This is a genomic window from Idiomarina seosinensis (assembly GCF_044797955.1).
Lineage (GTDB): Bacteria > Pseudomonadota > Gammaproteobacteria > Enterobacterales > Alteromonadaceae > Idiomarina > Idiomarina seosinensis_A.
In genome coordinates this window covers 2,117,730-2,136,485 of the sequence record NZ_CP085211.1, presented here as the reverse complement: position 1 = coordinate 2,136,485, position 18,756 = coordinate 2,117,730, and the positions used below count along the sequence as shown (strand labels likewise).

Genomic DNA, 18,756 nt, shown 5'->3' with positions numbered 1-18,756 from the left:
TATTTGTGATAACCTGAAAAAAATGCCCTGACAGGAAACAAAACCGTGAAATCATTAACCAATTACTTAACTCGTTTTTCTTTGCTTGTTTTACTGGGGCTGTCCACCAGCATTTCAGCTCAAACTGGCGCGTCTGAGTCAGATGAAAAGCAGGCAGAACAAAAGGTTTCGGAACCGACACGCTTCAGCTCTCAGCATAAAGGTACATTTAATGGTACCAGGCTAAGTTATACGGTAGATGCTGGCGAAACTTATCTTCGTAATGCGGAGGGTGAGCCCACTGCGGCTGTCTTTTCGTTCGATTACCTGGTCAATGACACATCGAATCGCCCGGTAACCTTTATCTGGAACGGTGGCCCGGGCTCTTCTTCGAATTGGTTACATATGGGCGGTTACGGTCCCAAGCGTATTGTCGTTCCTAGTGACGCCGGGCATCCGGGGGCTGCGCCATATACGATAAAAGATGCGCCTGAGACGATTCTTGATGTTACCGACATGGTGTTTGTGGATCCGATTGGCACGGGTTTTTCACGGGCTATTGGCGAAGGGAAAAAAGAAGATTTTTGGGGGCTTACGGAAGATGCCGATGCCATGGCTGCTTTTATCGCCCGCTGGCTTACCAAAAATAACCGCTGGAACTCGCCGGTATTTTTGTTAGGCGAAAGTTTTGGGACGACTCGCGCCGCTGCGGTAGCAAAGGTGCTGCTCGATGATCACGTAATTAATGTTAACGGCATTGTGTTTGTCTCTCAGGCACTTGATTATCAAGGTTCTACACCCTACGTCGATGACAATATCATTTCTTATATTACTTACATTCCTACCATGGCTGCGACTGCCTGGTACCACGGCAAGGTTGAACAATCAGGAGACTTTGAGTCTTTCATTCAGCAAAGCCGTGAGTTCGCCATTGATGAACTGCTGCCTGCCTTGTTTAAAGGAAATGAATTAAGCGATACCAAGCGGGCTGAACTGGTTGAACAGCTGCAGTATTTTACTGGCCTGAGCAAAGAGTATATTGAGCGTGTTGACTTGCGCATTAACGCCTTCCGGTTTGCTAAGGAGTTGCGGCGTACAGAGGGAATTGCCGTAGGTCTGCTCGACAGCCGCTATACCAAAGACGAACGCGATGATGTGGCGGCCAGGCCGCGAGAAGATGCCGCACGTGCTATTTCGCCGGCTTACAAGGCTTCGCTAATGCATTATATGCGCAACGAACTGGGCATTGACTGGCACCGCAGCTATTTAAACCCGGCCGATCCGGAGCTTTCCGGTAAGTGGCGTTGGAGTCCGCTGCCCGAGGGGCGGTCGTGGGAGCCACATTATGTTAACACGACCCCGGATCTGGCTGCGGTTCTGCGCAGTAATCCAAGCTTAAAAGTAATGGTTGGTTCGGGTTATTACGACTTGGTTACACCGTTTTTTGATGCTGAGTATACCCTTAACCGCCATGGCATTGCGCGTGAGGATATTGTTTATCATTACTATCAGGGCGGTCATATGATGTACGTACATGAGCCGGCACGTAAGGCCTTACTTGAAGATACCCGGCAGTTTATTAAGGCGCAGACGGGGACTGGTGACTAACGGGATTTGTCGTGACAGGACAGCTGGTTAGAGGAACTGGTCTGGGCGGTGCCCTGGTAATTGGGCTGGGCTCAATTTTGGGTACCGGCGCTTATGTCAGTGTTGGTCTTAGCGCTACCATTGCCGGCGATATGTTGGTCTGGGCCATTGTAATGGCAGCTGTTACAGCGCTTTGTAATGGGCTCTCATCGGCGCAATTGGCCGCAGTGCATTCCGTAAGCGGCGGAACGTATGAGTACGGTTATCGGTTTTTAAACCCGGCCAGTGGTATTGCGGCTGGCGGACTATTTATTATTGCAAAAAGTGCCTCTGCGGCGACAGCGGCACTCGCCATAGCCTGGTATATCGGCGCGAGTTTTGCTGTTTCGGGCTATATTATAAAAGCGATTGCCATCGCCTTGTTGCTGTTGTTTACGGTCTTTGTGCTCTTGGGAGTGCGTCGTACAAACTGGTTAAACATGGTATTGGTTAGCCTGGGCATCATTGGTTTATTTGTCTTTATTGGGGTGGTCTTTAGCTCAGATCTTGCCGGGCAGAAGACTTTGTCTCAACCCCTGATAGCAGATGACCTCTCGGTTTTTCATGCCGCCGCGCTCATGTTTGTCGCTTTTACTGGTTATGGGCGGATTGCGACCATGGGCGAAGAGATTACCGAGCCGCGCAAAAATATTCCCAGAGCAGTGTTGTTAACCCTGGTGCTGGTCAGCGCGCTATATATTGCTGTGGGCTTAGCCATTCTGCAATTCGGTCACCTTGCAGAGGTTAAAGACCGCCACTTTAATATCGCGAGTTTAATCAGCGATTCACCCTGGCAGTGGCTTGTTATTCTGGGTGGTGTGGTTGCCATGGCCGGCGTGGTGCTGAATTTAATACTGGGCGTATCGCGTGTTGTTTTGGCCATGGGGCGCCGGGGTGATCTGCCGCGCTTTTTGGACAGGCTGGATAAAAGTAATCAGTCAGCCCCTGCAGCAACTTGGTTAAGTTTTTTAATCATGGCAGTGATTGCTGCGTTTGGCGGCATTGAATCAGCCTGGACGCTGAGTGCATTCACCGTTTTGATTTATTATGGTATCACTAACCTTGCGGCACTTAAGGTCAGTAAAAAACAGCGATTTATTCCAAAGTTCGTATCGGTTTTGGGGTTAGTCAGCTGTGTTGTATTAGTGCTGTTAGCGGCTCTTGCGTAGCCGATTTATTCTTTAAAAATCCATGAAATACCTACCTTCAAAGCAATAAATTTTTGCGAAACCTGAGAACTTGGCTAGATTAAAGTATGAAGTACTTTCTTCATACAGTTTGTCATCAATTTAAGTGATTGAAGGGATATCTCATGGAAAATTATGAAAATTTTATGTCGTTTGGGTACTGGCAGTATGAAGTTATACGCCACGCCTTCGGCTTTACAGTCGCGGTATTCGCTGCATCGTTAGTTTACTTTGCAATGACCGTAGGGCAGGCTACGGCGAAATATCGGATGACCTTTGCTATTTCAGCGGTCGTTATGGTGTCTGCGACTTTTGAAATCTTTCAGCTTTGGAATATGTGGGACAAAGCATTTATCTGGGATGAAACCCAGCGCCTGATGGTCAGGGCTGAAGGCGAGGTGTTTAGTAATGGCTATCGCTACGCCAACTGGCTGATCGATGTGCCTATGCTATTGACCCAGTTCCTTATTGTGCTGCAGTTTACCGGCCGCGATCTCTTCAGTCGCTGGTGGAAGCTCACCACTGCAGGTGCCGTAATGATCATACTTGGCTATATTGGCCAGTACTACGAGCCGCAGGTAGCCGATTTAGTTGACGGTTCAGCAGCTCCTTTCTGGATTTGGGGTGGCTTAAGCTGGCTGGTGTTCTTTGTTCTGCTTGGTATGGCCAACAACGCTGTTAAAGCGGGCTTGCCGCAGTTACATGAAGAATCCAGAGGCGCAATGCGCAATGCCTGGAAACTGTTAGTGATTACTTGGTTTATCTACGGTTTTGCCTACATGGTTCCGGCAGTCCCCGGCGCCGCTGACAACGATACACTGGTTGTCATCCGCCAATTGATGTTTACCTTCTCTGATGTTGTTTCTAAGACAGTATTTGGTGTTTTACTTGCCAATGTTGCACTGATTCAGTCGCGTCACGATACCGAATAGAGTGGTTAAATAGCTGGCTTTGCTGTTCAGGGCAAAGTCAGCTTTTTCGTATCATTCTGATAATGAGGTACCAGGCTTATGGACAGTAGAAAGGAAATGCTGGAACGCCATCTAAAAGGCCGGGATATTCACGATGAACGCGTTCTTGAGGCTATGGCGGCAGTCGATAGGGAGCTTTTTGTACCAGAGGAGCTACAGCACCGAAGTTACGAGGATCGACCCTTGCCAATTGGCCATTCGCAAACGATTAGTCAGCCTTATATCGTTGCTTATATGGCTCAGGCCTTACAGTTAAGTAAAGAAGATAAAGTGCTGGAGGTGGGTACCGGCTGTGGCTACAACGCAGCAATCCTGGCTCATCTGTCACATCAGGTCTACTCCGTCGAAATTGTTGAGTGGCTGGCGCAGTTGGCACGTAAAAATTTGGCGAAAACGGACATCGATAATGTCCAGACACGTTTTTCTGATGGCTACGAAGGCTGGCCTGAGCAGGCTCCCTTTGACGCAATCGAGCTAACGGCAGCCCCAGCCAAAATTCCCCAAGCATTAAAGCGGCAGCTTAAAATTGGCGGACGTTTGCTGGCGCCGGTTGGCGATCAAAAGCAAGAACTGAAACTGGTTAAACGTCTCGGTGAGGACGAGTTTACCGAGCAGACGCTGCTGCTAGTGCAGTTTGTCCCGATGACGGGGCAGGCACAAACCGAGTGACACAGGTGATAAAATGAAGAAATCAGTCATTGAAACCTTGCAACAGCAAAAAACCGATTTTAACGATATCGATGATTTTCAGGCCTTACTGGACGTAATTAAAGACAAGAAGATCGTAATGCTGGGTGAAGCTTCCCATGGAACCCATGATTACTACCAGTGGCGGGCCGATATTTCAAAAAAACTTTTGCAGGATTACGGCTTTGATTTTGTTGCGGTAGAGGGCGACTGGCCTCCTTGCTACGAGCTGAACCGTCACGTCAAGCATTACGACGATGCGATTACAGATATCGACCAGGTAATGCAACAGTTCCAACGTTGGCCCTCATGGATGTGGGCGAATAAGGAAGTTCGTGAATGGGCTCGGTGGCTTGCTAGCTTCAACGGTGATTTACCGGAAGATCAGCAGAAAGGTTTTTACGGATTAGATGTTTACAGCTTGTGGGAGTCTTTGGATGCGGTTATGGACTACCTAAAAGAAGAAGACCCACAGGCTTTTGAAGTGGCAAAAGACGCGATGCGCTGTTTTGAACCCCACCGTGACGACGATGGTCAGCGCTATGCGCTCTCCACGCGCCTGGTGCCTGAAGGATGCAGTGCAGAGGTAACCGAGCTGTTGCGCAAAGTACGTAGCCGCGCGCCAAGCTATAACAGCGATCGCGAGCATCCGCTGAGCGTTGAGCAAAACGCTTTGGTGAGTAATAATGCAGAACGCTACTACCGGATTATGGTTTCCGGGGATGAGTCGACCTGGAATCTGCGTGACCAGCACATGATGGATACCCTTAAGCGTTTAATGGCGTTTCATGGTCCAGACGCTAAAGGCATCGTATGGGCGCATAATACCCATATCGGCGATGCGTCATACACTGATATGGCCGATGCCGGCATGTATAACATTGGCGAACTGGCGCGTCAGGAGTATGGTCGGGATGACCTAGCGCTGATTGGCTTCGGTTGTTACCAGGGTACGGTATTAGCAGGGGCGGCCTGGGACGAACCCGTTCAGGAAATGAAGGTGCCGGAGGCCCGGCCGGATAGCTGGGAAGACTACTGCCACCGGGCTGGTACCCAGTTTTATGTTGCCTGTAGCGATTTACTGGATTGCCCTGAATTAGAGCGACGCATTGCCCATCGCGCTATTGGAGTAGTTTACGATCCGCGCCGCGAGCGATTTGGCAATTACGTGCCTACCGACATTACTCAGCGTTATGATTATTTTATCTTCTTTGACGAAACGCGCGCGTTACAGGCACTTGATGTGAGCGAAGACCGGCTCAAAGTCCCTGATACCTATCCGTACGGAACTTAATTATTACTCAGATATTAACGCTTCCTGTAGCTGTTTAATCGTTGAGCTGCCGCTGCCCCAACAGGCAATGCGCAGCTCAAATTTAAGTTGTTCTATTGTGGCAATACATTCTGTGGTCGACGAGCGTGCTGCGCTCAGGATACGGCCGGCCACTGAAGTCATAGACGCTCCAAGCGCCAGGCATTTAGCAATATCCAGTCCGTTCCGGATACCGCCAGAAGCGATCAAAGGCAAATCAACGGGTGTTTTTTGATATTGTTTGAGCAAGTGAACGGTGGACTGCCCCCAGTCAGCGAAGCTTGCAGCGGCCTGCTGGCGCTGGGGATCTGCTGCCATGGCTCCCTCGATGTCGATAAACCGGGTGCCTCCTTTACCCGCCACGTCTATAGCCGCGGCCCCTGCTTTTTGACAATGAAGCGCAACATCCGGGCTTAAGCCCATACCGACCTCTTTTATAATCACGGGTAAATGACAACCTTCGATGCTTTGCCGCAGACAGTGAAAACTGTTTTGCCAGTCGGTGTCGCCGTTATCCTGAAAAATCTCCTGCATCGGGTTAAGGTGAATAATCATTGCATCGGCACCGACCTGCTCAGCCAGGCGATTGAGACAGTCCGGCTGCTGCCATTTTATTAAGTTGGCCAGTCCGACATTGCCAAATACCGGTATTTGTCCTGCCCAATGACGCACTTGCTGAGTCAGGCCCTGATTGTTTTTGCCCTCAAAGCTTATCCGTTGTGAACCAATGCCCAGAGCAATACCGGTTTCGCGCGCGGCTTCGGCCAGATGCTGATTTATCCGGTTAGCTTCTTCCGTACCGCCGGTCATCGAGCTGATCATGATCGGTGCGGATAACGGAAATTCCAGAAATTGACAATTAAGTTTAATAGCTGAAAAGTTGAAGTCGGGTAAGGCACAGTGTTGCAGGCTCAGATAATCAAAGTCGGAGCGGCGGGTTTGTTGCTGGTCGGCTAGCTCGATATGTGACTTTTTTCGATCCATCAGCTTTCCTGGCAAGTTGCGCGGTATTCCAGCTCTAACAAAAACATATGGGGTACAGTTAATGCAGCAATACCAATGAAAATAACACTAAGAAGTTTTGAGTCCCAGGTCAGCGACGAATAAAAAAGAACAGCAACAGCAGCCAAAATTGGCACGACCGTTAAGGCTAGAATCACCCAGGGAGCTTGTTGTTTTTGCGGTGTGTTTAGACGTTGCCACTGCTCGCGCAAGTGGTTGGGACTATGAGAAAGCGCAAAAAATAAGGCAAAGTAAACTAGCGGATGAAACAGTACCGCCGCTGCCAGCAAGAGCATTAACAAGAGAAAGGTGGATTTTCGTTTATTAAAGTGCAGAAGCACTTCAGCCAGGATCACCAGACTACCAATGATTGCCAGCCCCTGAAATAAAGTGACAACGGCCTGGGCCTGGCTTTCAGGTACTAAAATATGAGAAAAAATAGAGGCGACCAAAAGGGGTTCAACAAGCAAAGGCAAACCGAGGATAATAAAGCCAAGACATAAAGCGTACAGAGACTGCTGCGGGTAGTGATCGCGTCCAAAGTGCAAAGCAGAGATCAGTAAAAACAACCCTAGACTGATTGCCGGAGCCAGCAGCCAGAGACCGACAATAGCCAGAGCAGCTAAAGTATAACCTATCAGCCAGTTAACCAACTGACCCTGGGTACGCCAAAATCCAAGTCGGTTAGCGATATAGACGTCAAAAGCTCCGTGAGGTAGTCCGGCAATGACTGCAAGAACCAGAACAAGCGTTACCAGAAAGGAAAGCTCAGTCATATAAAGTCCTTAAAAATGGCTGCTTAGGGACAGAACGCATCACTTTTAATAAACTAGCAAAGGAAGGCGATGAGATAAAGCGGGCAAACTCGTCCCCTGACAGTTGTTTGGCCATACTCATAAAAATCGTTGGCAAGTGCTCCGGACGATTTTCAATGATATGAAGTAAGCGGGCATCAAACCAGCGTAGCAACGTTGATTGTGGGTGATAATCAGGCTTCTGTTGGTTAACAATGTTTTTAGCGCAGCGCTGTGCCCAGCGCTTCGTTTCCAGGTAACCATAACCGGTTGCGGTTCGGATTTGCTGAGAGAAAAGGCGGTTATCTGAATGTCTTACAATCCCCATCGGTAATACAGCCGACTCCTGACGCAATGAGTCAGTGTTTACTTCCAGGCCGCTAAGGGTCTTTTGCAGGTATCCCTTTAGCTTGTCTGTGCCAGGCGGATCGGCGGTAAATTGGGTGACTTCTACCAAAGCCCGGTTATCGGGCATGGGCAGAATATAATCAAAAGTGAAGCGGCCGTCTTCCAGCCGCATATTACCCATCAGCTGTGCTGTTGACGTATCCCAGGTGTTTTTCGTTTCGACCTCAACCCCGGCGAAACACTGTTTAATCCACATATCGGATGGCTGGCAGGGACGCGTATCAACGACATGTGAATCCTGCAGACCCTGAGTGTCAGCGGATACTCCCGTTACCAGCTGCACCTGAGGACTGTTTTCAATACGGCCAAGCAGAGTATCGTATACATCGCCTGCTGCTAACCTGAAATACTGATATTTCGAGCCATTCTGTTTATGCCCGGAACAGTTACCAGCCAGACTAAAAGTCCAATTATCATAGCTTTGATAACGAACATCATCAGGCGGCTGTGTAGCAAAAAAACAAAAAGTGCGATCATTGGTATACTGGTGGCGTTGTTCCAGAATAACGATCTCACCGGGCAGCGGTTCGCCGCGGGATTTATAAATTGATAACAATTCGTCGCACAATGACAAGCCTGCTAAGCCGCCACCAATAATTGTCAGCCACGGCTTAGACATACCCCCTCACTTGCCCATCAGCATATCAAGGGATTTTTTTGGTTTGCCGAAGCCGGGCTCCCTGGTATAGCGCCAGTAGCGCGAACAGATAAAAAATTCTGCGAGCGCCTTTAAGATAATCTGCGTTTTCTTTGAGGTCACCAATCGGCTGCGATTGTGCCAATCAGCGGCGTGCTGTTTTTGCATTTGTAGCCCTATGCCTTCGTACAGGCGACTGGCAGCGAGTATTGCCAGCCGCGACCGCAAAGGCAGCAAGGTGATTCCCTGCCGTGCCCTTTGATACCGCTGTTCTGCGCTTTTTATCAAGCGTAAAATTGAGTCTTTAATGGCGGTTTCAGATGCGCCATCCGCCTGCAGAATCTGCTGCGGTGTCAGGTCGCCAACCCAGGTTTCTGGCAGGTAACGGCGACCCATTTCAGCATCTTCATAAACATCTCTGGCGATATTCGTCATTTGCATTGCAACGCCAAGGTCTATTGCATGATCAGTTGCTCTTTTATCTGAGCAACTGAGTGCTTCGCACATCATTTCACCGACAGTGCCGGCGACACAGTAGCAGTAGTCCTCAAGCTCTTCGACAGACTTAATTGCGACCTCGCCAATGTCGTAATGCATGCCACGAAAAAATTCTTTGAGTGTGGAAGAGCTGATGCTCAGAGTCTCGCCGCTGTTTTGTTTGCCGGAAGAGTCGGAATGAGCGAGTGACTGGTTTAATTGCTCAAGCCTTTGTTTTGCTGTGTTGCGATCCGGAGCCTCATCAATCTGATCGTCAATGTCCCGTAAGAAAGCATAAAGTGCGGTCGCACGCCGGGCATCTCGGCGACCTAAAAATGTGCGAGCCAGATAAAACGACCTACCATGCTGCTGCAAAATTTTGGCTTGCTCTGCGGGTTTTATTGCCAGTTTCACGAGGCCTCCGGCACTGCTTCTGGCAACAGCTTCTCGACCACTTTAGCAGAGCTGAGTACACCCGGCATTCCGGCACCGGGGTGAGTGCCGGCGCCGGATAAAAATAAATTGCCAAAATATTCCGATTGGTTATGAAAGCGAAACCACGCCGACTGGGTAAATTTGGGGGCAATCGAAAACCCCGCGCCATCGACACTAAGATAATCGGCTTTAAAGTCTTCCGGGGTCATTGAGAAGACTTGGGTAATGCTGTTTTTAAGATTGGGGAGTAACGTTTCGTCCAGCGCATCTATGATTTTTTGGCGAAGTTTTGGCTCTTCAGTATCCCAGTCAATTGAGGCTCGAAGATTAGGTACCGGGGCAAGTACATAAAAGCTGTCACAGCCTGCCGGAGCAAAAGAGCTGTCGGAAGCTGTCGGACGATGTAAATATAAGGAAAAATCATCGGGTAATTGTTTTTCGGCAAAAATTTCATTCAGCAATTCTTTATAACGTTTACCCAGCCAAATGGTATGGTGTTCGACGTCAGGATATTGAACCGTTGTACCAAAAAACAATACATACAAGCCCATAGAACGTTTGCTTTTTTCTACTTTAAGTCGCAGCGCCGGTTTTGAACGGCTCTGTGGTAGCAGCTGACTGTAAAGGTATAAAGGGTCGCCGTTAAAAACGAAGTTGTCGGCGGGTAACTGCTCAGTTTCATTAATCTCTGCGTAGTTAATAGTCCTGCCGGTTGTGCCAAATGAAGTGACCCGGGCATTGGTCATTACCTCGATACCCTGTTCCTGCATCAGTTTCTGTAAAGCCTGGACAATAGCACCGGTACCGCCTTTAGCAAAAAAAATTCCGTATTCCCGTTCCAGGTAATGAATAAGTCCGTAAATACTTGTGGTACTGAAAGGATTGCCCCCGACTAATAGCGGTTGAATCGAAAAGGCCTGGCGCAACTTGTCATTCTTTAAATACCGACTGACCATGCCCCAGACACTTCGGTCTGAGCGCAAGCGGGCGAGTTGGGGTATTTGTTTGACCATAGTAGTAATTTTGTGAAACGGCTGATCAGCCAACTGCTCAAAGCCTACTTGGTATATTTTTTTACTGTGAGCGATAAGTCGCTGGTAGTTAAGTTGGTCAGCGGGCTCAATTTTGGCTATTTCAGCTAAGGTATCTTCCACTGTTCCACCGTAGTTAAATCGTGTTTTATCGTCACTAAAGTAAAACTGATACCAGGGATTCAAAGGAATGAATTCGACGTAATCGGCACGGTTTTTGCCAAACAGAGAAAACAGCTCATCAAATAAGAACGGAGCCGTAATAACTGTAGGGCCTGCATCAAACTTAAAACCGTCACGTTCAAATACTTGCGCCCGACCGCCGAGCTGATCGTTCTTTTCGATCAGCGTTACTTCGTGTCCCTTGGCTCTGGCTCTTAATGCCGACGCGATACCACCAAAACCACCACCGATTACAATCGTCCGCATTAGCTTGCTGCCGCCCATTGATTTTGTTTCGTTAACATAGCATCACGAATATATCCAAAGCTGGAATTAATCGATTCGTCATGTTGGCTAATAAGTTGTTCAGCTGATTGCAGCTGCTGCTGAACTGCTTCGTGCAAAGCCGTTTCAGCGTTCTGTTGCGTTGTGCGTGCGAGGATCCAGTAGCCGTTAAGCCGCTTACCCCGATCAAGTTCTCTGTCGTTTAGATCATCGAGCAACTGGTACACCGTACCCAATTGCAGGAATGCCTCATTTACCGACAAAATGTCATTGCTGGAATAATTATTAACGACCATAGCGGCTAACACCGGTAAGCCCAGCAAAGCGCCGGATTTTTTTCTTACCGCAGCGCAGTAGTCGGAATAAGAGAGTCGCTCAAGTTGCTGCGCGTCGCAGTCAGCGATCTGTCCTTCGGCTGCCGTTTGTATTGCGTCCCGGAATAAGGTCGCGATGGCATGCATTTGTGTTGCTGATATTTGTGGTATGCAATTGCTTTGAAACATTGCTTCAACGATAAGCGCATCGCCAAGACAAATGGCGGTTTCGCTGCCAAATTGTTGCCAGATGGTCGATAAACCGTTGCGCTGGACGTCTTTGTCCATTAAATCATCATGAATCAGTGACGCCTGATGAACTAATTCACAAGCGCAGGCAAGATATTTACATTGCTCTTCAGTAGAACCTAAAGCTAAGGAGGTATGCAGAGCAAGTCGCAGCCGCAGCCTTTTACCTTTGGCCAAAATTTGGTGACGCCAGGCAGCTTGCAATGCTGGTTTCTCTGACGTGATACAGTCAGCCAGCCATTGCTCACAGTCATCAGCAAGTCGATTAACCGTTTTTTCGACAACAGATACCGGACTTGTCATAAGGCCTCCCTTTGGCGATACCGGGTCAGGAAACCCTGTTTGAGTATCCTGACCACAGGTGTAAGCTTTAGCTTTCTTGCTGGTTGCTTTCACTGGTTGCTGCGTACCAGATTAAGATACCAAACGCGATCTTATTCACCACATCTGCCAGGTTATAGACAATGTTTAAGGTGTCTTGATCGGCACTGCCGGTCATGTATCCGAGTACATAGCCCAGTGGGTAAATTGCCCAACCGACGGTAACAATCCAGCGCATCGCTGAATAAGCGAATTTAACTGCTGGAGAGCCATTAGCTGCGGCAGCTTTGCCCGCTTCACCGGCAAAGATTTCGTACAGGATGTACAGCCAGCCAATCATTCCGATAACAAAACCAACGGTAATATTAATATAGCCCGCTTCGCCCAGATATCCAGGTATCAACATGACAAGTGTACCAATCAGCAGACGCCAGAAAATACCCGCACTGGCAGCACCTATGGCGCGCAAGATAAGGTAAAATTCAATCATCAGCAGGGGTACTGTCAATAACCAGTCAATGTAACGGTAGACGGTTGGTGTCTCGCCAGTGCTGACCCAGACATCGCGCATATAAAAGTAATGAAAGGCAGCGATAAAGGTTACCAATGCAGAAACCGTTAACGATGTCTTCCATTTACCCGACACGCACTGTGTTTCCCATAAGAAAAACACCGTTGCCGCTGCAAGAGCCATGGAAATTAACCAAAACGAAATACCAACGAAATCATCAGGCTGCAGGTTTGCCGCATTGGCAGAACCGGGCATCAGTAACAAAAATGCCGGCGCTAATGCCGCTTGCCATTTTTTAAATATCGCGCTCATAAAGCACCTCAAATCAATGTAGAAGTTTCACCCCGGCATCGACTTCAGGCATGCCTGTAAGGGGTGTTTTAGTTCACAAATGCGGTTTAAACTTTTTTTTAACATTTGTGTGAAAATTGATAGTGCATTTAAGAACCGATAGATCACTTATTTTATTAATTTATTTCAATTTTTAACTGGTTCGACAATCATTGTATTCAACACAGCAACAACGTTGACGTACTCCTCATTGAGAAGTTTGATTATTCTTTCATTATAATGGATAGAACGACCGCCGCCACAATTGCCTTTAGTTTGGTCGCAACTGGAATTTTAACGTCTGGTGCGCGTCGGTAGCGGTTTGTAAACGCATCAAAATCGCCATTATAAAGCAGTTCATGATATCGATAGGTAGTGTTCAGAATTCTGTGTCATTTCGTTCACCACTCATCAAGCAACTGACTGATGAGTGCTCACCTGCTTAATTCATGATTGAGGATAAGGAATGACTCAGAAGTAGAAGAATAAAAGCCTATAATTTTACGTATATTTACGCATTGCATAATAGCGGTCGGCTCATTAATATTTACCATGTACGCGGGTTTTTATGGCTTGAGGAGAGTATGTGCAGCGGTTTTATATAGAAATTGGGGAGCAAGATAATGGTCAGCAAGCGCGTCTGTTGCATAAAGAAGATTGCCAAAAGTTAAAGAATCCGGAACATGCGGTTTCTTTGTCAAAAAGCCCAACATTTAGCAGAGCTTTAGAGGAAGCACAGCGACTTTTCAGTGACACTTTAAAGTGCCCAAACTGCGCGACCAGCGAATAAATGGTATTAATTTTTTGGTAGGGGTTCAATAATAATACTGTTTAAAAGTGCAACCACTTTAACGAATTCCTCGTTCAATAGACCGATCAGTTTGGGGTGATACCGTGCGACGGCCTGCTGCTCAAAATCTTCGATAATACTGAGTAACCTCCCCAAGGGTCCTGATCTCTCAACAAGTGCCTGAACGACGGTAGCGGAAACATTAATTTCCTTCAAAATGTGCTCAAGGCTAGTTCCATTAAGACGGTCAAATAAAGACAGCAAACCACAAAAAAACGCTGTTCCCGGTGACACATCAGAGGTTTTTTTTGCTAGTGCCTCAGCCAACAGCGCGCGAGTTAATACCGTCCGTAGTTGTAGCTTCTGAATCGGGTCATGGCGCGATAGCGTGACTGCGGCAACAATCGATTTGAGTTTGGTTAAACCAACTGATAGTACCGCCTGCTTAACACTACTGACTGGCTTAGAACGGAGGTTACCAGCATTATTGGTTTGTTTCATCAGTACATAACATAGATAAGGCTGTTGAATAAGGGACTGTTCAATCAGCTTCAAATCGGAGTTGGGATCCGACAGTAATTGCAATAATTTAAGTTCAGCTATGGGGTTGCTTTGACGCTTTCCGGAAGCAGTTTCAAGTGTTTTCAACGGTGAAAAAACGTCCCCCTGAAACAATGCGTAGCCATCATTTCTCGCCTTGCTAAGTGCTTCTAAGCATGTGAGCCGACGCAGCAGGTGTTGATAAGTTGGCTGAGCGCCGCGAGTAAGAAGTTCACGCTCAATAAGCTCATCATGTGTGAGAATATCAAACAGTCCCCTGAAGCCAATACCTACACTCTCTAGCTTACTATACGGACAGGCAAGGCGAAGACCCCGCTTCTTCAGGCTTAAGAGTGCAGCGGACAGGCTTTTATTAACGGACTCCGGATCAAGCAGTTCGATAATTAACTTATTGGGTAAAATTTCGACCAGATCTTTGTTAGCTATCCAGTGCGAGGGAGCCTTGATCATCAGTGTACGCTCACCGATCAGGCTTGGCAGGCCCAGTTCTAGTAGTGCGGTCGAGCAAGCCCTGGCGGTTGCAGCGACAGGGTCAACAAAGTTAGGACTAACTTGTTTATCCGCAGAGTAATATTGCAGCTCATCAGCAACATGGCGGAAGTTACGGTCACAAATTGGCTGCAGTGCAATACAATAGTGAGGTGAATTAGTCGACATAAATGTTTTCCAGAATAGCGGTCGGAAAATCTTTGGGAATGCGTTCGACCGATGCATATACCTCGGTTATGTCGGCACCGAAGTCAATCGAGTGCTCGGTGCGCAGCTTCTGCTCCAGCTTTGCTGCGGATTTACTGGCATCTTTAAGACCGAAGGATGCAAAGGATGATTTTAATGTGTGCGCGGCAATCAAGGCTTGTTCTCTCTCGCCGTTAAGCACGCTCAAGTGTTTGGGCAGTGATTTTTTAAACAGTTCGAATGCCTCTTGAAATAATTCTAGATCATCATCCATCATGGCGAGTGCTTCAATGACATCTGTTTTATTTGCGATTAGGGCCATTGGTTCAGAATCTGATTCGTCAAATTGACCGTTAACAAGATCTTCGAGTGTAGGAAGATCGTTTTGAATTGAATGATCAACGAGTACCGTATCGATTTCTCGGATTAAAAGCCGGTAGTCTATCGGTTTACTGACAAAGCCCTCAATCCCGGCTTCTTGATACTGTTGTTTGTGCTCTAACATCACATTCGCTGTTAACGCGATGATAGGAGTGCGTTGCAACTGCAGTTGTTGTTCCAGCTTTCGAATCTTTCTTGAGGCAGCAAGGCCGTCCAGCTTTGGCATCATGATGTCCATAAGGATGACATCGAATTGCCCAGTGGTGAATTTTTCTAATGCCTCCTCACCGTTGTCGGCAATTTCGAGTATGACGGCGTGACGCTCGAGAATTTTGGTAATCAGTAACTGGTTTACCTGATGATCCTCGGCCAACAATACTTTTATTGGACTGTCTCTGTCGCTGCCAAGTACTCGTTCGTCCCGTGAAGCTCCAAAGCTTGAGCGCAGTTTTAAAGTTTCAGCGAGATCGGCTTGGGTCACCGGCTTAGTGAGGTAAGCTGGAACGCCAAGTTGCTTACATTTTTTGCTATCACCAGATATTGGCGATGAGCTTAGTATGCGAATTTTTGTGGGCGAAATAAGCTTTTCGTGTATGACTGCCTGAACAAGCTGGTAGCCGTCCATTCCAGGCATGCCTGCATCTGTCAGTAAATGGGTAAATGCCTTCTCGGTACCACGTAGTTTAAACAACGCCTCCTCAGCGCTAGAAGCTGTTTCATGAGTCACATGCAACGAATTGAGTAACGCTGAAATGACCTGCCGGTTGACTGCTTCATCATCAACCAAAAGCACCCGCATCTTTGCGGACTGATGAGCTGTAGGAAACGCTTTGGGCTTGACGGAACTCTTTACCTCTACCGGCAGACAGACTGTGAAAGCTGAGCCTTTACCTATTTCACTCTCCAGGTGGATGCTGCCGTTCATCATGTTCACTAATTCGCTGCAAATGGTCAGTCCGAGCCCAGAACCTTCATAACGGCGGTTTAAGTCAGCGTCTACTTGGCTAAAAGATTCGAAAATTCTTTGTTTATCAGCGGTGTCAATACCAACGCCTGTATCACGTACGATAAAAAAGAGGTTTGCTCTTGTGTCATTTTGAGGTAAGTCGAAAGAAGCCTTAGTTGTTAATTCGACGCTGCCAAAATCTGTGAATTTTATCGCGTTACTGAGCAAGTTAGTGAGGATTTGTCGCACTCGCATTGGATCTATCGATACCATATGCGGCAGCTCAGACGCTATCGAATAGGTTAACTTTATTCCGCGGCTTTTGGCGGCCGTAGTGTGTGCTTTAATAACTTCTCCAATAAAATCGAAAAGCTCTACCGACTCGTAGTTTAAGTCAAAGTTTTTGGCTTCGATTTTGGATAAATCCAGCAATAAATTTATAAGTTCAAGTAGCTGATTGGCTGAATTTTTAGCAAGCTTAAGGAACTGACGTTGCTCAGCATTTAAATTCGTATCTAATACAATATCCAGCATCCCCATGACTCCGTTCATGGGGGTACGTATTTCGTGACTCATATTGGCCAAGAACTGACTTTTGGCAACATTTGCGGCTTCAGCCTGTTGCGCTTTTTGTTCTAATTCATTAATTTGTTGTCGGAGTTTTTCAACTAACAGCCTGGAACACATAGGATTAATAACTCACTGCTTCTTTAAAGAACTTAGGGCATTGTAAATGTGTTGTTTTAGCACAGGGACACGTATTGGTTTCGAAATAAAATCGGTAGCCCCTGCATCAAAAGCCTGAGCCATAGATTCAAGCTCTTCACTGCCGGTAAGCATTAAAATTGGCTGCTCGGCATTGGCTTCTCGTAACTGTTTGGTTGCGCTGACCCCGTCCATGATGGGCATCATCATATCCATCAAAATTATGTCGGGCTGGAATCGTTCATAAACGGCGACCGCCTCAATACCGTTACGGGCCTGTTCGGTTTCATAGCCGGCCTTTCTCAGACTGCGAGTAAGAATAGTGCGAGTTTCCAGGCTGTCATCAACTATCAGAATTTTCTGTTTAAGATCGACAATTGTTGTTTGTTTCTTTTTCTCTACTGAGACAAACTCAACATTTGCAACTCCCGTCGTTGGATCAAAATCGACCTTACGGTATCCCTCTTCGCCAACGTCTGCCTCCATGATGGTGACGCCCTCTGCCAACAATTTCGAGAATGCTTGCGCAGCATTGATTTCGCCAATGTTTGCTGCGGTGATTTGAGATTCCATTGCTGATTCAAGTCGCGACGATTCCAACATGTTGCCACCACCAAAAATTCGTGCTTTAAATTCACTTAAAGGAACCTTGCGCTCTTCAGTTAATCGCTTGAAGAGTTTGACGCAATCATCTCCATAACGCGCATCCAACTCTCGTTCTGATGAATTTTCGGGATTAGACGGTAGCGCAAAATGGCACATACCACTCAACTTATGTTTGGGATGCCACAAGGTTATCGCAATACAGGAACCTAATAGTGTATGTAATGACTTAGAGCCACCACCAAAAACCAGCTCGCCTATATTTAGGACGATACGGTTAGCTGTGGACTTTATTAATGTCATAATGCCGCCTTAATTATCGACTGAGCGATATGTTGCAAAGACGTTTGCTTGATTACCGCGCCACGCTCATGAGCTTCGCGCGGCATCCCGTAAACAACGCAGGTTTCTTCATCCTGACCGATGGTAAAGGCGCCCATGCTACGCATTTCCAGTAAGCCACTGGCACCGTCGTCGCCCATGCCGGTCATAATGACGCCGATGGCGTTGGCTCCGGCGTACTTGGCCGCCGATCGGAACAGGACGTCCACAGAAGGGCGGTGTCGACTCACTAGCGGACCGTCTTTGACTTCAACGTAATATTTCGCACCGCTGCGCTTAAGCAGGGTGTGGTAATTGCCTGGTGCAATGAGCGCGTGACCGGGAATGCAGGAGTCGTTATTTTCCGCTTCCTTTACATTGATTTGGCACAGCCCATTCAGGCGCTGTGCAAAACTTTTGGTGAAGTTCTCCGGCATATGTTGTACCACCACAATAGGGGGACAACTGCGGGGCATTGCTTGTAGTACTACCCGAATTGCTTCGGTACCACCGGTTGATGCGCCAATAACTACAATTTTGTCCGTTGTTTTGCTGAGTGCTTTGGCGGAGAACTTACCGTCAATGACCGCGTCGGCTGTTAGCTTTTTGGATCTACTACCCAAGTTTTTCGAAAACAGCATTTTCTTTAAACGAGCTTGCGATGCGGCTTTTATTGCATCAAGAATTTGCGTTTTACTTTCCTCAAAAAAAGCACGGCTGGTGTTTTTGGGCTTGGTAATAATATCAACTGCACCTGACTCCAGAGCCTGAAGTTGGGTTGCAGTGCCGTACTCGGTGAGCGTCGAACAAATCACTACCGGAATCGGGTTTTGCGACATGATCTTGCGCAAAAATGTAATACCGTCCATTTTTGGCATTTCGACATCCAGGGTAATCACGTCCGGCTTTTGTTTTTTGATGTGCTCCACCGCAGAGTAGGGATCGCCAGCTGTGCCGATTACTTGCATTAATGACGATGAATTAATGATCTCTGTAAGGCTTTGCCGAACTAAGGCTGAATCGTCAACGATTAATACTCTAATCACGGTTACTCAC

The 18,756-nt window shown here is 47.5% G+C and carries 17 protein-coding genes; 6 read left to right on the top strand and 11 right to left on the bottom strand.

The window, feature by feature from the left end; translation table 11 throughout:
* Positions 1-45: 45 nt before the first annotated feature.
* From LG288_RS10085 to LG288_RS10065, 5 genes are all read left to right on the top strand, one after another.
* On the top strand, positions 46-1,587 hold the full coding sequence (locus LG288_RS10085; protein WP_404400165.1) for a S10 family peptidase: 1,542 nt from the start codon (positions 46-48) through the stop codon (positions 1,585-1,587).
* 11 nt (positions 1,588-1,598) lie between these two features.
* Positions 1,599-2,774: an APC family permease gene (locus LG288_RS10080; protein WP_404400163.1), complete on the top strand. Its 1,176-nt coding sequence runs from the start codon at positions 1,599-1,601 to the stop codon at positions 2,772-2,774.
* Between the two features lie 143 nt (positions 2,775-2,917).
* Positions 2,918-3,724 (top strand): bacteriorhodopsin, encoded by an 807-nt coding sequence (locus tag LG288_RS10075; protein WP_404400161.1) that lies wholly within the window; start codon positions 2,918-2,920, stop codon positions 3,722-3,724.
* A gap of 78 nt (positions 3,725-3,802) precedes the next feature.
* A complete protein-coding gene (locus LG288_RS10070; RefSeq protein WP_404400159.1) occupies positions 3,803-4,432 on the top strand; it encodes a protein-L-isoaspartate(D-aspartate) O-methyltransferase in 630 nt (209 codons plus the stop codon).
* 13 nt (positions 4,433-4,445) lie between these two features.
* Entirely contained in the window at positions 4,446-5,744 is a 1,299-nt protein-coding gene (locus tag LG288_RS10065) for an erythromycin esterase family protein (protein WP_404400157.1), read from the top strand.
* A 3-nt stretch (positions 5,745-5,747) separates the two neighbouring features.
* Here LG288_RS10065 and fni read toward each other — a convergent pair whose 3' ends face one another.
* The 7 genes from fni to LG288_RS10030 all read right to left on the bottom strand — a co-directional run bounded on the left by fni (position 5,748) and on the right by LG288_RS10030 (position 12,643).
* Positions 5,748-6,746: a type 2 isopentenyl-diphosphate Delta-isomerase gene (gene fni, locus LG288_RS10060; RefSeq protein ID WP_404400155.1), complete on the bottom strand. Its 999-nt coding sequence runs from the start codon at positions 6,744-6,746 to the stop codon at positions 5,748-5,750.
* Complete coding sequence (locus LG288_RS10055; protein ID WP_404400153.1) at positions 6,746-7,540, bottom strand: Brp/Blh family beta-carotene 15,15'-dioxygenase; 795 nt, start codon at positions 7,538-7,540, stop codon at positions 6,746-6,748. Before LG288_RS10055 ends, fni begins: the two co-directional genes overlap by 1 nt.
* A complete protein-coding gene (locus LG288_RS10050; RefSeq protein ID WP_404400151.1) occupies positions 7,533-8,585 on the bottom strand; it encodes a lycopene cyclase family protein in 1,053 nt (350 codons plus the stop codon). The genes LG288_RS10055 and LG288_RS10050 overlap by 8 nt, the downstream gene beginning before the upstream one ends.
* A gap of 6 nt (positions 8,586-8,591) precedes the next feature.
* Positions 8,592-9,494 carry a phytoene/squalene synthase family protein gene (locus LG288_RS10045; RefSeq protein ID WP_404400149.1) on the bottom strand — a complete coding sequence of 301 codons (903 nt, stop codon included), beginning with the start codon at positions 9,492-9,494 and terminating at the stop codon, positions 8,592-8,594.
* Positions 9,491-10,975, bottom strand: a complete 1,485-nt coding sequence (gene crtI / locus LG288_RS10040) for a phytoene desaturase family protein (RefSeq protein ID WP_404400147.1) — start codon at positions 10,973-10,975, stop codon at positions 9,491-9,493. Before crtI ends, LG288_RS10045 begins: the two co-directional genes overlap by 4 nt.
* The gene (locus LG288_RS10035) at positions 10,975-11,859 is read right to left on the bottom strand and encodes a polyprenyl synthetase family protein (RefSeq protein WP_404400145.1); all 885 of its coding nucleotides are present in this window, start codon (positions 11,857-11,859) and stop codon (positions 10,975-10,977) included. The genes crtI and LG288_RS10035 overlap by 1 nt, the downstream gene beginning before the upstream one ends.
* A 67-nt stretch (positions 11,860-11,926) precedes the next feature.
* Entirely contained in the window at positions 11,927-12,643 is a 717-nt protein-coding gene (locus tag LG288_RS10030; RefSeq protein ID WP_404403097.1) for a bacteriorhodopsin-like, read from the bottom strand.
* A gap of 661 nt (positions 12,644-13,304) precedes the next feature.
* Here LG288_RS10030 and LG288_RS10025 point away from each other — a divergent pair.
* Positions 13,305-13,508 carry a hypothetical protein gene (locus LG288_RS10025; RefSeq protein ID WP_404400143.1) on the top strand — a complete coding sequence of 68 codons (204 nt, stop codon included), beginning with the start codon at positions 13,305-13,307 and terminating at the stop codon, positions 13,506-13,508.
* Positions 13,509-13,514: 6 nt separating this feature from the next.
* Here the strand turns inward: LG288_RS10025 and LG288_RS10020 are convergent, their stop codons facing one another.
* From LG288_RS10020 to LG288_RS10005, 4 genes are read right to left on the bottom strand one after another with little or no spacing between them, the layout of a single operon-like run.
* Positions 13,515-14,783: an EAL and HDOD domain-containing protein gene (locus LG288_RS10020; protein ID WP_404400141.1), complete on the bottom strand. Its 1,269-nt coding sequence runs from the start codon at positions 14,781-14,783 to the stop codon at positions 13,515-13,517.
* Positions 14,716-16,758 carry a response regulator gene (locus tag LG288_RS10015; RefSeq protein WP_404400139.1) on the bottom strand — a complete coding sequence of 681 codons (2,043 nt, stop codon included), beginning with the start codon at positions 16,756-16,758 and terminating at the stop codon, positions 14,716-14,718. Before LG288_RS10015 ends, LG288_RS10020 begins: the two co-directional genes overlap by 68 nt.
* A 12-nt stretch (positions 16,759-16,770) precedes the next feature.
* A complete protein-coding gene (locus LG288_RS10010; protein ID WP_404400137.1) occupies positions 16,771-17,682 on the bottom strand; it encodes a response regulator in 912 nt (303 codons plus the stop codon).
* Positions 17,679-18,746: a chemotaxis response regulator protein-glutamate methylesterase gene (locus tag LG288_RS10005; RefSeq protein ID WP_404400135.1), complete on the bottom strand. Its 1,068-nt coding sequence runs from the start codon at positions 18,744-18,746 to the stop codon at positions 17,679-17,681. The genes LG288_RS10010 and LG288_RS10005 overlap by 4 nt, the downstream gene beginning before the upstream one ends.
* Positions 18,747-18,756: the final 10 nt, after the last annotated feature.